This window comes from Mesorhizobium sp. WSM4806 (genome assembly GCF_055811635.1).
Genome location: NZ_JBVVQZ010000021.1, coordinates 69,163 through 82,734 on the forward strand (window position 1 = coordinate 69,163; position 13,572 = coordinate 82,734).

Genomic DNA, 13,572 nt, shown 5'->3' on the forward strand with positions numbered 1-13,572 from the left:
GGTGGGACGGAGTACAAGGTCAATGGAACTGCGCTCGCTAAGCGCCGATCACCCGCCCTGCTGCGTACCGAAATCGACCTTCGGCGTCTGCATCTTGTCTTCCTCGATGGTGAAGTTGGCGAACGGCTGATTGCCGCGGAACCACAGGGTCGCCCAAATCACCGACGGGAAGGTCCGCAGCGTCAGATTATACTCCCGCACCGCCTCGATATAGTCGCGGCGGGCGACCGAGATGCGGTTCTCGGTGCCTTCGAGCTGCGCCTGCAGCGCCAGGAAATTCTGGTTGGCCTTGAGGTCGGGATAATTCTCCACCACTGCCAGCAACCGCGACAGCGCGCTGGTCAGGCCGGCTTGACTGTCCTGGAATCTTTTGACCGCTTCCGGATCGCTCAGCGTGTCGGGCGTCACCGTCACCTGCGTCGCCTTGGCGCGCGCCTCGACCACGGCATCGAGCGTATCCTTCTCATGCGCCGCATAGCCCTTGACCGTCTCGACCAGGTTGGGAATGAGATCGGCGCGGCGCTGGTACTGGTTCAGCACCTGGCTCCATGCGGCCTTGGCGTTTTCCTCCGCCGTCGGAATTGTGTTGTAGCCGCAGCCGGCCAGCAGCGGCAGCACGATCGCCATCATCAGCAAGGCCGGCAGGTTGCGGAAGACGAAAGGGGAGGAAAGGGCAGGCATGGAAAATCCCTCAACAAGACTGACGGGCGAAGCATTACCACAATCCGCGCGCAAGAACATGACCTCAACCTGGGGCGCTGCTGGTGCTTTGGCATTCACTCTCAGGCCCTGTGATTGACCGGGCGAACAGGTTAAAGTCGCTGCGAAAACAGGGCATAGCCATGGCGGGACGCCAGGACAGCGACGACGAATCGCGCCGCATCATCGAGCGCGTGGCAAGTGAAACCGACCCGGCCTCGTCCGTTGCGCGGACCGCGAAGGGTGCGCGCGATGACGTCACTGCTGCAGACGCCGACCGGGCCGACCCGATCGAATATTGGGGCACGCGCATCGGCCGGGCGCTGGGGCTCATTGTCGGCATTGGCCTGTTGATCTGGCTCGTGCTTTTCATCATCCAGGGTTAGGAACCTCGTGAGCACCGAAGAACACGACGCGCCGCGCGCGGTCATCGTCATTTCCAGCCATGTCGCACGCGGCTCGGTCGGCAACCGCGCCGCGGTCTTTGCGCTCGAGACGCTGGGCTTTCCGGTGTGGGCGGTGCCGACCGTCATCCTGCCCTGGCATCCGGGCCATGGACGGGCGACGCGCATCGTGCCGCCGCTCGATCAATTCAGGGCGCTGATGGCCGATCTTGAGCGCGCGCCATGGCTGGGCGAGGTCGGCGCGGTGCTGTCCGGCTATCTCGGCGAAGGCGGTCAGGCCGACGCCGTCGCCTCGCTGGTCGGCGCGGTCAAGGCGAAGACGCCGGACGCCGTCTATATCTGCGACCCGGTGATGGGCGATTCGGGCGGGCTCTATGTGCCGGAGACGACCGCCACTGCGATGCGCGACCGGCTGATGTCGATCGCCGACATCGCCACGCCCAACCGCTACGAGCTGGAATGGATGGCGGGAGCGCCGCTGCCCGACCTCAAAGCGGTGATGGCGGCCGCCCTTCAGGCCGGGCCGTCGACCATGCTGGTCACTTCGGCGCCGGCGATGATGGCCGGCGGCACCGGCAATCTGCTGCTCAACGGCAACCAGGCGCTGCTCGCCGAGCATCGCCTCATCGACAAGCCGCCCAACGGGCTCGGCGACCTGACGGCGGCCGTCTATCTGGCGCGCATCCTGTCCGGCCAACCGGCGATCAAGGCACTGCAGTCGACCACGGCGGCGGTCTACGAGATCCTGGCGCGCACCGCCAAGCGCGGCGGCGACGAATTGCAGCTCGAAACCGATGCACAGAGCCTGTCGCACCCGATGGCGATGGTGCAGCTTCGCCATCTCCTGCATCCGGGGCGGGACAAAAGAGCGTGACCGTTGTCGGCGTCGACGGCTGCAGGGCCGGCTGGATCGCCGTTCGCCGCGATCCGGGCGCAGCTCCCTCGGCAGCCGTTTCTCCAAGCTTCGCAGCACTGCTCGACGCATTGCCGGCCGATGCGACAGTCGCCGTCGACATGCCGATCGGCCTGCCCGATGTTTCGCAAAAGGGCGGCCGCGGGCCGGAAGCTCTGGTGCGGCCGCTGCTTGGCAACAGGCAATCGAGTGTCTTCGCCATCCCCTCGCGTGCGGCGCTTTACGCGCATACGGACGGCTTCACCACGATCGACGCGTGGCATGCCGCGCATCGCCAGGCAAGCGAAGTCGCCAAGGCGACCTCCGATCCGCCGCGCGGCGTCTCGATCCAGGCTTTTGGCATCTTTGCCAAGATCCGCGAGATCGATGCCGTGCTGATCGCACGTCCCGAACTGCGCCGCCGCGTCTTCGAATCGCATCCGGAAGTCGCCTTCTGCCGGCTGAACGAGGATCAGGCGATGCGCTTGCCGAAGAAGATCAAGGGCGCCGTCAACCCGGCCGGCATGGCGGAACGCAAGGCGCTGCTTTGCCGGCACGGTTATGTCAGGGGCTTTCTCGACCGGACGCCGCCGCCAGGCGCTGCTGCCGACGACTTTCTCGACGCCGCAGCGATGATGCTGATCGCCGGCCGCATCGCCAGCGGCGAGGCAAGGCCGTTTCCGGATCCGCCGCTCACCGACCGTTTTGGCATCCCTGTGGCGATCTGGGCATGAATTTCTTCGCCCCGTCTATCGGCGAGCCAATCGCATTGGCGAATGGCAACCACGTCCTTCGCGATTCGGCATTGCTCGCGACCGGCTTTTGCCGCTAGAGCCTTCCTGACCTAAAGAGCTGCCGCCTAACCCCGAAAGGCTCCAGACGCCGCCAATGCCTCATCTCCCTGACCATCTGCTCACCGGCTACCGCAATTTCATGAGTGGCCGCTATCTCGCCGAAAGCGGACGCTATCGCTCGCTTGCTCGCGAGGGCCAGGCCCCCGAAACGATGATCATTGCTTGCTGCGACTCCCGCGCGGCACCCGAGGCGATCTTCGACGCTGGCCCCGGCGAACTCTTCGTGCTGCGCAATGTCGGCAATCTGGTGCCGCCCTATGCGCCCGACGACCAGTTCCACTCGACCTCGGCGGCGCTCGAGTTCGCCGTGCAGAGCCTCAAGGTGAAGAACATCGTGGTGATGGGCCATGGCCGCTGCGGCGGCATCCGCGCAGCACTCGACAGTACGGCCGCGCCGTTGTCGCCCGGCGACTTCATCGGCAAGTGGATGAGCCTGATTGCGCCGGCGGCCGAGACCGTGTCGTCCAGCACCTTCATGACGGCGACCGAGCGGCAGACCGCGCTCGAGCGCATTTCGATCCGCTATTCGATCGCCAATCTCAGGACCTTTCCCTGCGTCTCTATCCTGGAAGGCAAGGGACGGCTGTCGCTGCACGGCGCCTGGTTCGACATCTCGACCGGCGAACTCTGGGTGATGAACAAGGACACCGGCGACTTCGAGCGGCCGGAGATGACGTAGGAGGGTTGCATGGCATGCCGTTCGATCGCTTTGGCCGCAGCGGCGCTTCTGTTTTCAGTCATATCCGCCGGCGCCGACGACGGCGCGCTCATCGGCCGCTGGTATGCGGCGCTGCTGGTCGCCGATCGCACGGAACTGTCGGACCTGCTTGCCGACGACGTCCGGATAAAACTCGACGATCTCGGCGTCCTCCAGAGCAAGCAGGAATTCATCGCCTCCATCGACGACTGGGAGGGCGCAGTCGCCGGGGCTGAAATCCGGCATCGCATCGAGAAGACCGAAAGCGGCGTCACCACGGTGATCGCCTGTTATGATTTCCCCAACAACGACGTGCTGATGCAGGAAACCTTCGCGATCGCCGACAACCGCATCACAGCCAGCTCGCAGGCGGCGATCGCAGAAAACTGCGATAGCTACTGACCAGCCGCGATATTGCGTGCGGCAAGCCGGCGCCTTACATCGGTGACGATCCGCCTCATCCCGCCACGCAGCGAAAGCCCCTCACTTAACGGAAGAATGCCCATGCCGTCCGCCGTCGACCTCGCCGCCCATCCGCTGACCACCTGGCAAGGACCGCTCGGCTTGCCCGATTTCACCCGCATCGGCGACGGCGATTTTTCCGGGGTTTTCGATGCGGCATTGGCGGCGCATGAGGCCGAGATCGAGGCGATATCAGGCAATGCCGAGACCCCGACCATCGAGAACACGCTTGCAGCGCTCGAGCTTGGCGGCGAGGCGCTCGACCATGTCTCGTCGATCTTCTGGTGCCGGGCCGGCGCCCACACCAACGAGGCGATCCAGGCGCTTGAGCGCGACATCTCGCCAAAGATGTCGCGGCATTTCTCGGCGATCTCGATGAACGAGAGGCTGTTTGCCCGCATCGACGAGCTCTACCAGCGCCGCGACGCCCTGGAGCTCGATGCCGAAACGCTGCGGGTGCTGGAAAAGACCTGGAAAAATTTCGTCCGTTCCGGCGCCAGGCTCGACGCCGCGGGCAAGAAGCGGCTGGCGGCGATCAATGAGGAACTATCGTCGCTCGGCACGAATTTCGGCCAGAACCTGCTTGCCGACGAGCGCGACTGGGCGCTGTTTCTTGACGAGGCCGACACTGCCGGCCTGCCGGAATTCCTGAAAAGCGCGATGGCCGAGGCCGCCGAGATGCGCGGCCAGAAGGGCCGCTATGCCGTCACCCTGTCGCGCTCGATCTACGAGCCGTTCTCGACCTTCTCCGAGCGCCGCGACCTGCGCGAAATCGCCTTTCGCGCCTTCACCATGCGCGGCCAGAACGGCGGCGCCACCGACAACACCGCCGTGGTGCGCGACATGCTGCGTCTGCGCGCCGAAAAGGCGAAGCTGCTCGGCTATGCTTCCTATGCCGCGCTGAAGCTCGACGACACCATGGCAAAGACGCCGGAGGCGGTGCATAAGCTGCTCGACCCGGTCTGGGAAAAGGCGCTGGAAAAGGCCGCAAGCGATCAGATCGAATTGCACCGGCTGGCGGCCGAGGCCGGCAGCAACGAAGAATTCGCCGCCTGGGACTGGCGCTTCTATCAGGAGAAGCTGCGCGCCGAGAAGTTTGCCTTCGACGAGTCCGAGCTGAAGCCCTATCTGCAGCTCGACCGCATCATCGACGCCTGTTTCGACGTGGCGACAAAATTGTTCGGCATCAGCTTCGAGGAGAAGCAAGGCATCGCCACCTGGCATCCGGACGCGCGCGTTTTCATCGTCAGGAATGCCGACGGCAGCGAGCGCGGGCTGTTCCTGGCCGACTATTTCGCGCGGCCCTCAAAGCGCTCCGGCGCCTGGATGAGCGCGCTGAAGTCCGGCTACAAGCTTGGCGATGGCTCCAGGCCGGTGATCTACAACACCATGAATTTCGCCAAGCCGCCGGAGGGCGAGGCAGCGCTTTTGTCGGTCGATGAGGCCAAAACCCTGTTCCACGAATTCGGTCATGCGCTGCATGGCATGCTGACCGAGGTCACCTGGCCGTCGGTCGCGGGCACCTCGGTCAGCCGCGATTTCGTCGAGCTGCCCTCGCAACTCTACGAGCACTGGCTGACCGTGCCGGCGGTGCTGGAAAAGCATGCGCTTCACGTGACGACCGGCAAACCGATGCCGAAGGCGCTGGTCGACAAGATGCTGGCGGCGCGCACCTTCGGCGCCGGCTTCGCCACGGTCGAGTTCACCGCCTCGGCCTTGGTCGACATGGCCTACCACGCGCGGCCGGATGCCCCGGAGGAGCCGCTTCGTTTCGAAGCCGAAACGCTCGAGAAGCTCAACATGCCCGACACCATCGCCATGCGCCACCGCACCCCGCATTTCGGCCACATCTTTGCCGGTGACGGCTATTCGGCCGGCTACTATTCCTACATGTGGTCGGAGGTCCTCGACGCCGACGCCTTCGCCGCCTTCGAGGAGACGGGCGACCTGTTCAATCCGGCGCTGGCCGAGCGGCTCAGGAAAAACATCTATGCCGCCGGCGGTTCGAAAGACCCGGAAGAGCTCTATACCGCCTTCCGCGGCAAGATGCCGTCGCCCGAAGCGATGATGATCAAGCGCGGGCTGGTGTAGAGCAAGGGCCAACGGACCAATTGCTAATCTCGGCGGACCGACGATGTCTGATCACAAGCACCTCGCAGCAGGCCACCTTAACGCGGGGCGCTTGGGCCGCCACCCAACGCCTCGACGGCTTTCGCCAGCGCAGCCGGATCGCCTGAAATGCGCAGCGTCTTCAGCCGGGCGGTGCCGCCGGCAACGACAGAGACGGCCGATCGCGGCACTTCCAGCGCCTTGGCGACCAGCCGTTCGAGCGCCTGGTTGGCGGCACCGTTTTCCGGCACGGCACGGACGCGGGCCTTCAGATGGCTTCGCCCGTCTGCCGAGATCTCGATGCCTTCGAGCCTGTCCATCGCCGCTTTCGGCGTCAGCCGGACGAACAGGTCGACGCCGTCGTTACGCGAGCGAAACGGCCCGGTCATGGAACCGCCGTCAGATGACCAGCGGCGCCACCGTGGTGAGCAGGAACTGCCGCAGGAAGAACAGGATCAGAAGCAGGATGATCGGCGAAATATCGATGCCGCCGAGGTCGGGCAGGAAGCGGCGGATCGGCCGCAGCGCCGGCTCGGTCAGCCGGAACAGCATGTTGCTGACGCTATCGACGAACTGGTTGCGCGAGTTGACGACGTTGAAGGCGTAGAGCCAGGAGAAAATCGCCGAAGCGATGATGATCCACCAATAAATGTCAAGCGCCAGGACAATGGTCTGAATGAGGGCTATCATGCCGGTCTCCGATTGTTGCCGACATGTAGCCATTGCAGGCGGAGGCGGCAAGAGCCAGCTTCGCGGCACGGCAGGCCGGTGGCTGGCCGCCCGGCTTTTGGGCAAAACGCCGTCTTGACAGGAAACCGCCGCGCCCGATAAATGCGCCCATTCCGCTGGACGGGGCTGTAGCTCAGCTGGGAGAGCGCGTCGTTCGCAATGACGAGGTCAGGAGTTCGATCCTCCTCAGCTCCACCAGCGGATTTTCACCTCAGTAAAATCAAGAAGATAGCTGTACCGGCACCCCGAACGCGCTCTGGCGGGCTTTGAGCTTGGGGCTTAAACCTGGCCATCAAGCCATTCCCTCAGATCGGGGTCCTCGTGACCTTCAGGGATAGGCGGTCTCGTTCTGACGTACCAGATCACGCCAAATCCAACTGCCGCCCACGCGCCAGCAACCACGAATGTGATGATGTCAGTCACTTCAAACCCCTAAGCCCGACACATCATTAGCTCGACCGAAATCGCCCCACAAGAGCAAAATCAGGTCGTTGCGGAAGTGGGCTGGTGCCCAGCCAAGGGAAGTCCTGCTGTTGTCAGACGCCTAACTAAATCCAGCCGTTCTGCACGGCTGTCACAGCCGCTCACGATGGCCTGCTCTGCGACGATCCGATGGCATTCGTCAGACAGGTTTGCGCATTGCCGGCGGCGACACGGTTGAAGCGGCCTGCACAATCGGCATAGTAGGCCGGTCGTGAACCACGGGAGGGCCACATGAAGCTCGGATTGCTCACCGCACCGTTTGCCGACACCCCGCTTGGCGAGGTCGCCGACTGGGCAAGTTCTGCCGGCTTCGAGGCGCTGGAGATCGCCTGCTGGCCGAAATCCTCAGGCGCAGCCCGGCGCTATGCCGGCACCAGCCATGTCGACGCCGCCTCGACCTCGACCTCGCAGGCCAAGGAAATCGCCGCCGCACTGGCGGAAGAGAACCTGTCGATCTCCGGCCTCGGCTTTTATCCCAATCCGCTGCATCCCGATGCCGCCCACCGCAAGGCCGTCGTCGATCATTTGAAGAAGGTGATCGTGCTGGCGAGCCATATGGGCGTGCCTGTCGTCAACACCTTCTGCGGCGGCGACGCCTCAAAAACCATCGACGCCAACTGGCAAGAGGCACTCAAACTGTGGCCCGATATCATCGCCCATGCGCGCGACAACGGCGTCAAGCTGGCTTTTGAGAACTGTCCGATGATCTTCAGCTACGACGAATGGCCGGGCGGCCACAACATCGCCTATTCGCCCTATATCTGGCGCCGCATCCTCGAGGCATGGGGCGGCGACGTCGGCATGAACTTCGACCCGTCGCATCTGGTCTGGCAGATGATCGACCAGGCCCGCTTCATCAGGGAATTCGGCCCGTACATGCTGCATGTCCATGCCAAGGACCTGATGATCGATCATGATGGCCTTTACGAGCGCGGTATCCTCTCGGCCGGCATGGGCTGGCAGGTGCCGCGCATGCCGGGGCTTGGCGATGTCGACTGGAATGTGATCTTCTCCGGCCTCTACCGCGCCGGCTACGACGGAGCCATCATCATCGAACACGAGGACCGGCGCTTTGAGGGAAGCGACGACGACGTCAAGCGCGGCTTTCTGCTCGCCCGCGACGTGCTGCGCCCCTTCGTGAAATGAGGCCCCTTTTCGAACTGAACTGAAAACAAGGTGGAGGAAGACTGAAATGAAAAAATATCTGGCAATGGTCCCGCTGCTTGCCGGCGCGGCGTTTCTGGCTTCGGTGGGCATCTCGTCCGCGGAAGCCAAATACACGATCGGCGTCTCCAACACGGTGCAGGGCAATGGCTGGCGCGAGGAGATGATCTGCGCCATCAAGGCGCAGGCGCTTGCCTCCGGCGAGGTCACCAAGCTCAACATCGCCCATCGCAACACCGACGCCGCCGGCCAGCTCGAGGATATCCGCAACCTGATCAGCGCCAAGGTCAACGCCATCGTCGTCAACCCGGCCGATCCCGCCGGCATCAAGTCAGCGCTTGAGGAAGCCACCAAGGCCGGCATCGTCGTCGTCGCCGTCGACCAGGCGGTCACCGAGCCTTCGGCCTACATCATCTCCAACAACCAGGAACAGTATGCCTATCTCGGCGCCAAATGGCTGTTCCAGCAGATCGGCGGCAAGGGCGACGTCGTCTATATGCGTGGCGCCGCCGGCGCCTCGGCCGACAGCGACCGCGACAAGGGTTTTAAGAAGGCGCTTGCCGAATTCCCCGACGTCAAGGTCGTGCATGAGGTCTTCACCGGCTGGCAGCAGGACCAGGGCAAGCAGCAGATCCTCGACTTCATCGCCACCGGATCGCCGTTCAACGGCATCTGGACCTCGGGCATCGACAATGTGATCGTCGATGCGCTGGTCGAGTCGCAGACGCCGCTGGTGCCGGTGGTGGGCGCCGACAATGCCGGCTTCGTCGGCCAGCTGAACTCGGTCGAAGGCCTTGTCGGCGCGGCGGTGACCAATCCTGGTTCGATCGGCGGCGCTGGCGTGACCCTGGCCCTGCAGATCCTGAACGGCAAGAAGCCGGCGGAGCAGACCGTTCTCGTCGAGCCGCAGCTGTGGGAGAACGCCACCGAAGAGGGCAAAGCCAAACTGAAGAGCGTCGCCGATCCGTCGCTGAGCCCGGAATGGCCGGTCTCGATCTCCATTCCGGAATGGACCACCTACACCAAGGAGCAGATCATCGCCTGCAAGGGCCCTGGCGAGTAATCGCTGCCGCGCTTCTGCCTTCTCCCCTTGTGGGAGAAGGTGGATCGGCGCGCAGCGCCGAGACGGATGAGGGGTGCTGGAAGGAATGAGAAGTTGGTGTTCCCTGGAACACCTCTCATCCGACCTCGCTTCGCGAGGCCACCTTCTCCCACAAGGGGAGAAGGCAGGATCGCCATTTTAGACAACTTGCAACGAGAGCAACGCGATTTTGACCACCAACCCTCTCCTGGACGCCACCGGCGTCGTCAAGACTTACGGCGCAGTGGTGGCGCTGCGCAACGCGTCGCTGTCAGTTCTGCCGGGTGAGGTTCACGCGCTGATGGGCGCCAACGGCGCCGGCAAATCGACGCTGGTCAAAATCCTCACCGGCGCCATCCGCGCCGATGCCGGACGTATCCTGATCCGCGGCGAGACGCGCGACGTGCGCTCGCCCGCCGATGCGCGCCGCGCCGGCCTGCTTCCCGTCTACCAGGAACCGTCGCTCATCCCCGATCTCGACGTCGCCTCCAACCTTCGCCTGACCGACACGCCGGTCGAGCCGTTCCGCGCTTGGGTGCGCGAACTCGGCATTCCCGACCTCGACATCCGCGACATCGCGCGCGACATCCCGCTGGCCGTGCTGCGCGTGCTCGATCTGGCGCGCGCGCTGGCGGTCGAGCCCGACGTTTTGCTGCTCGACGAGATGACCGCGGCACTGCCGGCGAACCTTGCCGAAAAGGTGCTTGAGGTCGTTCGCCGCCAAGGCGACAGCGGCCGTTCGGTGATCTTCATTTCCCACCGTTTCGTCGAGATATCGGCGCTTTGCGACCGCGCCACCGTGCTTCGCGACGGCGAGACCGTCGGCGTCGTCGACATCGAGCCGGGCGTCGAGGAGCGCATCGTCGAGATGATGCTCGGCGCCAGGATCGAAAAGACGCGCGTGACGGCGCGCCAGGCGGGCCAGGCCGCTTCGCCTGGGGATAGCCGTCCACGCCTCGGTGTGGCGAACCTTCGTGTCGGCACCAAGCTCAACGACGTCTCGTTCGATCTGGTGAACGGCGAAGTCGCGGGCGTCGTCGCGCTCGAGGGGCAAGGCCAGGACGAGCTGTTCGCCGCGCTCGCCGGCTCGATCCGCCCATCCGGCGGCACGATCGAGGTGGACGGGCAGCCGGTGAAATTCGCGCATCCGGCGGATGCGATCCGCGCCGGCATCGCCTATGTGCCCGGCGACCGCACCGAAGCCCTGACCATGCAGCGCTCGGTGCGCGAAAACATCGCACTCCCGTTCAGCGCCGCCTTGCGCAACTGGGGGCCGATCAACATGGCGCAGGAACGCTCCAGGGTCGTCAGCGCGATCGAGCGTCTGCAGATCGACACCCGCGCCCAGCGCGAGGTGCAGCGGCTGTCCGGCGGCAACCAGCAGAAGGTGACGATCGCCCGCTGGATCGCCGCCGAGGCACAGACCATCCTCTGCTTCGACCCGACGCGCGGCATCGATGTCGGCACCAAGCAGGAGATTTATAAGCTGCTGCGCGAACTCGCCGACCAGGGCAAGTCGGTGCTGTTCTATACATCCGAGCTCGAGGAGGTGCAGCGTGTCTGCGATCGCGTCATCGTCATCTTTGGCGGGCGTGTCGTCGATGTCTTCCCCGTCGAACTCGCCGACGAACCGGCACTGATGCGCGCCGCTTACGGCTTGCCGCGCGGCGCCAAGGTGGACGTCGGCATCCTTGCCGACATCCACTCGAGCCCGGTGGCGAAACCTTGACCCGCCTCGTCCGCCGTCAGGGCTGGGTCGCCGGTCTGCTTGTCCTGTTCGCGGTCCTGCTGGTGATCACCAGGCTCATCCAGCCGGGCTATGGCAGCGGCGATTTCGGCTCGCTGGTGCGCGCGGTGCTGCCTTACGCCTTTGCCGTGGCCGCCCAGACGATTGTCGTCATCGCCGGCGGCATCGATCTTTCCGTCGGCGCGATGATGGCGCTGACCAGCGTCACCGCCGCCTCGATGATGGACGGCGCCAGCGAGGAATACGCGCTTTTTGTCGTTCCGTTCGTGCTGGCGATGGGGCTGGTGCTGGGCGCCGTCAACGGCATGCTGATCGTCGTCACTCGCGTGCCCGATATCGTCGTCACGCTGGCCACCCTGTTCGTCCTGCAGGGCGCGGCGCTGTTGGTCCTCGGCGCGCCCGGCGGCGCGGTGGCCGAATGGCTAAGGGCGACCATCGTCGGCACCGTCTCGATCCCGGGCTTGCCAGAAATCTCTGCCTGGATACCGAAGGCGCTGGTGCTTCTTGTCGTCTGCCTGTGCATCATCTGGATACCGCTCAAGCGATCAAAACTCGGCCTGTCGATCTACGCCATCGGCAGCAGCGAACTCGCCGCATTTCGCAGCGGCGTGCCGGTCGCGCGCACCAAAATCATCGCCTATGCCCTGTCGGGGCTTTTCGCTGCCATGGGCGGGCTGGCGCTGACCATGAGCACAGGCATCGGCGCCCCTATTCCCGGCCCCTATCTTCTCGCCAGCGTGGCGGCGGTGGTGCTCGGCGGCGTCGCGCTTGGCGGCGGCAAGGGCGGCCTGCTCGGCCCGATCGTCGCCGTCTTCGTGCTGCGGCTGGTGCGCACCGACCTGACGCTCTTGGCCATCGATCCCAACGTCACCGCAATCATCGAGGGCGCGATCATGGTCGCCGTCGTCATGTTCGGCGCCTTTATTACGATGAGGGGGCGGCAATGATGAGCAATGGCGCAAGGCTGGTTTACGGAGTCGGCGATCCACGGCGCCCCCCTCTGTCCTGCCGGACATCTCCCCCACTTGGGGGGAGATTGGACGGCGCGACGGCTTTCGCCAATTGTCGACGTTGCAAGAATGAGCGAGGCGCCGAAGCTGCCAATCTCCCCACCCGTGGGGGAGATGTCCGGCAGGACAGAGGGGGGCGCCGTAGAACGCCATCCTCTCCCGGCATCGCGCCACCCCAATCGCGAGCAACCTCATGAGCACAACCGCGATCCAACCCGTCCCCTTCGGCCGCCGCCTCAAGCGCTTCATGGCCGACCGGCCGCTGATCCCGCTGATCATCCTGCTGGTCATCCTGGTGGTGGTCCTGCAGATCCTGCGCCCCGGCATCGTCAACGAGCGCTGGCTCGCCAACACCGTCAAATTCGCCATTCCGCTGGCAATTCTGGCCGGATGCCAGACCATGACCATGTTGACCGGCGGCATCGATCTGTCGGTCGGAACCGTGGCGACGATGAGCGCCTTCATCATGGCGACGCAGGTCGTCAACCATGACCCGGCGGTGGCGATCCTGATCGCCTTGGTGCCGGCGGTGCTGATTGGGCTGGTCAACGGCATCGGCGTCGGCGTGTTTCGCGTGCACCCACTGATCATGACGCTTGGCACCAGCCTGATCGGCACCGGCTGCCTGCAGGTCTATCAGCGCACCGTCATCGCTTCGGGCGCCAAGATTCCGCCCTTCCTGGCCTGGTTGGGCACTGGCCTCACCTATGGCGTGCCCAACGCGCTGCTGCTGTTCGTGCCCATCGCCGTCCTCATCGTCTTCACCTTGAACCGCACCGGCTTTGGCCGCCTGCTTTACGCAGTCGGCGACAATGAAGGGGCGGCACGCCTGTCCGGCGTCCGCTACTGGCAGGTCATCACAGCGCTCTACGTCATCTCCAGCGTGCTCGCCGGCATCACCGGGCTGCTCTATATAGGCCTGATCAAGGCGCCGTCGCTGTCGCTGGCCGAGCCGCTGGTGCTGCCTTCGGTAGCGGCCGCGGTGATCGGCGGAACCTCGATCTTCGGCGGCCGCGGCGGCTACACCGGCACGATCATCGGGGCGCTGATCCTCACCGTGCTGACGACCCTGCTGACCATCCTGCAAATGCCGGAAGGCGCGCGGCGGATACTGTTCGGGCTGATCGTGCTGTTCGTGACGGCGGCGTATTTGCGGATTATTGAGGATCGGTAGGGGTGGAGGCTGGAGCCGGGGGGCTGCTTTTGACCGAAGCAGACTCTCGCAAACGCAGCCGTGCATG

At 64.6% G+C, this 13,572-nt stretch carries 14 protein-coding genes and 1 tRNA gene; 12 read left to right on the forward strand and 3 right to left on the reverse strand.

Going from position 1 to position 13,572, the window contains the following annotated elements:
- Positions 1 to 48: 48 nt before the first annotated feature.
- Positions 49 to 681 carry a LemA family protein gene (locus tag AC0L2M_RS27555; RefSeq protein WP_473536405.1) on the reverse strand — a complete coding sequence of 211 codons (633 nt, stop codon included), beginning with the start codon at positions 679 to 681 and terminating at the stop codon, positions 49 to 51.
- Positions 682 to 842: 161 nt separating this feature from the next.
- Here AC0L2M_RS27555 and AC0L2M_RS27560 point away from each other — a divergent pair, with 161 nt between their 5' ends.
- From AC0L2M_RS27560 to AC0L2M_RS27585, 6 genes are all read left to right on the forward strand, one after another.
- Positions 843 to 1,085, forward strand: coding sequence for a hypothetical protein (locus AC0L2M_RS27560; RefSeq protein WP_128248090.1), 243 nt, complete (start codon positions 843 to 845; stop codon positions 1,083 to 1,085).
- Between the two features lie 7 nt (positions 1,086 to 1,092).
- Positions 1,093 to 1,977, forward strand: coding sequence for a pyridoxal kinase PdxY (gene pdxY, locus AC0L2M_RS27565; RefSeq protein WP_473536406.1), 885 nt, complete (start codon positions 1,093 to 1,095; stop codon positions 1,975 to 1,977).
- Complete coding sequence (locus AC0L2M_RS27570; RefSeq protein ID WP_473536407.1) at positions 1,974 to 2,729, forward strand: DUF429 domain-containing protein; 756 nt, start codon at positions 1,974 to 1,976, stop codon at positions 2,727 to 2,729. The genes pdxY and AC0L2M_RS27570 overlap by 4 nt, the downstream gene beginning before the upstream one ends.
- Before the next feature lie 154 nt (positions 2,730 to 2,883).
- A complete protein-coding gene (locus AC0L2M_RS27575) occupies positions 2,884 to 3,528 on the forward strand; it encodes a carbonic anhydrase (protein ID WP_023800486.1) in 645 nt (214 codons plus the stop codon).
- 9 nt (positions 3,529 to 3,537) lie between these two features.
- A complete protein-coding gene (locus tag AC0L2M_RS27580) occupies positions 3,538 to 3,948 on the forward strand; it encodes a nuclear transport factor 2 family protein (RefSeq protein ID WP_473536408.1) in 411 nt (136 codons plus the stop codon).
- A gap of 96 nt (positions 3,949 to 4,044) precedes the next feature.
- Complete coding sequence (locus tag AC0L2M_RS27585) at positions 4,045 to 6,099, forward strand: M3 family metallopeptidase (protein WP_473536409.1); 2,055 nt, start codon at positions 4,045 to 4,047, stop codon at positions 6,097 to 6,099.
- 77 nt (positions 6,100 to 6,176) lie between these two features.
- Here AC0L2M_RS27585 and AC0L2M_RS27590 read toward each other — a convergent pair whose 3' ends face one another.
- On the reverse strand, positions 6,177 to 6,506 hold the full coding sequence (locus AC0L2M_RS27590; RefSeq protein WP_473536410.1) for a DUF167 family protein: 330 nt from the start codon (positions 6,504 to 6,506) through the stop codon (positions 6,177 to 6,179).
- 10 nt (positions 6,507 to 6,516) lie between these two features.
- Positions 6,517 to 6,807: a YggT family protein gene (locus tag AC0L2M_RS27595; protein WP_473536411.1), complete on the reverse strand. Its 291-nt coding sequence runs from the start codon at positions 6,805 to 6,807 to the stop codon at positions 6,517 to 6,519.
- Positions 6,808 to 6,968: 161 nt separating this feature from the next.
- Between AC0L2M_RS27595 and AC0L2M_RS27600 the strand changes: the two genes are divergently transcribed.
- The 6 genes from AC0L2M_RS27600 (at position 6,969) to AC0L2M_RS27625 (ending at position 13,505) form a co-directional block, all read left to right on the forward strand.
- A tRNA-Ala gene (locus AC0L2M_RS27600) sits at positions 6,969 to 7,044 on the forward strand.
- Between the two features lie 516 nt (positions 7,045 to 7,560).
- Positions 7,561 to 8,475: a sugar phosphate isomerase/epimerase family protein gene (locus tag AC0L2M_RS27605; RefSeq protein ID WP_473536412.1), complete on the forward strand. Its 915-nt coding sequence runs from the start codon at positions 7,561 to 7,563 to the stop codon at positions 8,473 to 8,475.
- A 46-nt stretch (positions 8,476 to 8,521) separates the two neighbouring features.
- Complete coding sequence (locus AC0L2M_RS27610; protein ID WP_473536413.1) at positions 8,522 to 9,556, forward strand: ABC transporter substrate-binding protein; 1,035 nt, start codon at positions 8,522 to 8,524, stop codon at positions 9,554 to 9,556.
- 208 nt (positions 9,557 to 9,764) lie between these two features.
- The gene (locus AC0L2M_RS27615) at positions 9,765 to 11,303 is read left to right on the forward strand and encodes a sugar ABC transporter ATP-binding protein (protein ID WP_287281918.1); all 1,539 of its coding nucleotides are present in this window, start codon (positions 9,765 to 9,767) and stop codon (positions 11,301 to 11,303) included.
- Positions 11,300 to 12,268, forward strand: a complete 969-nt coding sequence (locus AC0L2M_RS27620; RefSeq protein WP_287260852.1) for an ABC transporter permease — start codon at positions 11,300 to 11,302, stop codon at positions 12,266 to 12,268. The genes AC0L2M_RS27615 and AC0L2M_RS27620 overlap by 4 nt, the downstream gene beginning before the upstream one ends.
- 256 nt (positions 12,269 to 12,524) lie before the next feature.
- Positions 12,525 to 13,505 carry an ABC transporter permease gene (locus AC0L2M_RS27625; RefSeq protein ID WP_023800493.1) on the forward strand — a complete coding sequence of 327 codons (981 nt, stop codon included), beginning with the start codon at positions 12,525 to 12,527 and terminating at the stop codon, positions 13,503 to 13,505.
- Positions 13,506 to 13,572: the final 67 nt, after the last annotated feature.